The sequence below is a fragment of the Mesorhizobium sp. M7A.F.Ca.ET.027.02.1.1 genome (genome assembly GCF_004022985.1).
Lineage (GTDB): Bacteria > Pseudomonadota > Alphaproteobacteria > Rhizobiales > Rhizobiaceae > Mesorhizobium.
In genome coordinates this window covers 1-2,299 of record NZ_RZOL01000625.1, presented here as the reverse complement: position 1 = coordinate 2,299, position 2,299 = coordinate 1, and the positions used below count along the sequence as shown (strand labels likewise).

The window sequence follows — 2,299 nt, the reverse complement described above, 5'->3', positions numbered from 1 at the left end:
CTCCTTGGCATCGTGCGGTACGACAAAAAGCGCGGTTCCCTGCTGGTCAACGTCGGTCAGAAGACCGAACGCCATCGGCGCCGCCGGCAGGACGTTGTAGCGCAACGTTTTCACAAACCGCCGATGCTCCGCGGTCAGGACCTCGATCAATTCCTTTTCGTCGTTGTGCTGAAACGGAACCCAAGTCTCCGTCACGTTCATAAAGCCGATTTCGTCGATCGACAGAATGCCGGATGGCATCTGCATGACCGTCGCGATCGTGACCAGGTGCGAACTTTCGTGCAGTCGCCACAGGTCGAATTCCGCTGCAAAGCGCTTCGGCATAGCCTTGAACATTTTCTCATCCAGGAAGAGCGGCGCATCGGGCATATGCTTGATCGACAGCTTGCCACCAAACCGGGCGGGATCCAGCGATTTCACCATTCCGATCACGATCTTCTTGTGCTTCGCCTTAGCTGCCGCCGCAAAAGCCCGCTCCCGATCCGCTGCCAGGCGATCCTTGTGCTCAGGCGAGTACATTGCCGGCAAAAACAGCAGCTCGCGCAACTGGAACTTCTGGCTCGACTTTGCATCGGCCGCGCCCGAAAGAAATTTCCGAACCAACCCCCAATTTCTTTTTCCCACAAAGCCGGGCGCCATTAATGTCAGCGCCGCCTCTTCCCAGAGATAGTCAAGCAAGCCTCGCAGCGTGAGCTTCTTCGGATCGGCTTTCACGGTGTGGTGCGAAATCCCCTCGCCGGATGACCCCTGCCGCGCCTTGCCTTGTGTCAGTGCAAAGGCCAGCTTAAGCCGCGCGGCCTCCGATGCAGGATCCTCAATGATCGCTTGACCCAGGACCTCCGCCTTTCCCGACAGGGCAAGGGGCAGTTCATAGCGATCACAGTCTACCGCATGGTCCTTGCCGGTGTTCGGCATGCGCTTGACGATCAATTCCTCGCCGACCGCGGCAATGTACATCGGTACTCCGGGATGGCGACACAAACACAAGACGCGGGCCTGCTTGTCCCGCGCCTGACGCAAGAGCGTCTGAATTTCCGGATGCTGTGGGCCAACCGTGCGACCCAGAATAGCAAAGTCACTCATAAGGATGCCATCCGACTTTAGATCGTGCACCCTATGATTAAATCATTGACTCGATATCTCATTCAACCCCAATTGGCTTCAACGATGCATCCATGGATTGACGTGGTTAAGCCTGGGCCGTCGCCGCGTCAGGGCGATCGTCCATTCCACCGCCATCGCTCCCTCCGAACAAAGCGACGCTGATGGACGACGCGGGCCTAACATGCAAAAGCGTGCAATCATCTGCGTTACATATCAGGCAGATCGCAAACCTGAACAGGCGGACGGTTCTGTGCGCGTGATTGAGCGGTTCCTGGCGCGGCTGGGACTGTTAGAGTTTGAAGCGGCCAAGGCGCCGATCGTTGAGGCAGTACTGCCACATGAGGTTCGGATCCTTGGGGTTGACGCCGGATGTCGACCAGGCGGACCGCTCGAACTTTGCAGCGTCATGCAAAGGGGGATCGTCATCACAGCGCGACGGCTGTAACGACGAGCGATAACGTCCGAGTTTGCGCGTCAGAAACGCGATGACACAGACGGCGGCGAGGGACAGGATCAAGAAAGCAGTGGAAAAGCTGAGCATGCGAAGGCCGGCTTCCTGATCGGGCAGGGCGAAGAAAGCGAGCACACCGCCGGCGAAGATTGCGAACGCGAACCTCATCAACATAACAGCAAGCCTCCTATTTCGATGTTGATCATTATAATATCACGGATCGATCGTCATTATAATGGTCAATGAAGATAGGATGGCCCCTCATGGCTCAAGCGTTTTGCGACGGCTGGGGCATGGTGCCGCTTTTGGCGGTCCCGGCTTCAGAGTGCGAGGTATTACCCGGCCCCTTTTCCAGATCGAACAGGGATAGAGGTTGGGTCCTCTCCGACTCCGCAGGGCCCATTGCGGCCCGTTTTGTAATCGGCAAATGCGTGAACTGCGGAGCCGCCTAATATCGTAATAGCCGGGAAATCATCCACGCTTTTGAAGCAGCGGCGTCGAGGTTTCGCTTCTGGTCGATCTGAACCAGGTCACTCGAAATTGTAGGGGGGCAACGATTGCAGGGCCTGCCTGCCGCAGGCGAAGAGGACAGGGTTGTTCCTCCGGAGGAGGCGTTACACGGCAATTTCATAAGTCGGATGACCAGGCCATCCAAACTGGATCATTTAATTATTCATTTTCAACAGGGCATGCATCGAAATGCTATCGTGCCCTGGAATGATTTGCGGCGGCCAAAGGCTATAC

The 2,299-nt window shown here is 56.7% G+C and carries 3 protein-coding genes; 1 reads left to right on the top strand and 2 read right to left on the bottom strand.

What is annotated here, in order from left to right:
* Together EN749_RS34340 and EN749_RS34335 are read right to left on the bottom strand one after the other, a co-directional pair.
* Positions 1-1,083, bottom strand: a 1,083-nt coding sequence (locus EN749_RS34340) for a DUF1173 family protein (protein ID WP_145991135.1), incomplete at its 3' end; no start/stop codon positions are given.
* Positions 1,084-1,393: 310 nt separating this feature from the next.
* Positions 1,394-1,729, bottom strand: coding sequence for a hypothetical protein (locus EN749_RS34335; RefSeq protein ID WP_128364842.1), 336 nt, complete (start codon positions 1,727-1,729; stop codon positions 1,394-1,396).
* Positions 1,730-2,112: 383 nt separating this feature from the next.
* On the opposite strand from EN749_RS34335, the gene EN749_RS38350 reads away from it, so the two are divergent.
* On the top strand, positions 2,113-2,299 hold a 187-nt coding region (locus tag EN749_RS38350), incomplete at its 3' end, for a hypothetical protein (protein ID WP_210214754.1).

Excerpts from the sequence above, each read along its gene's own strand:
- EN749_RS34335 (WP_128364842.1), bottom strand. The coding sequence starts at position 1,729 with ATGTTGATGAGGTTCGCGTTCGCAATCTTCGCCGGCGGTGTGCTCGCT.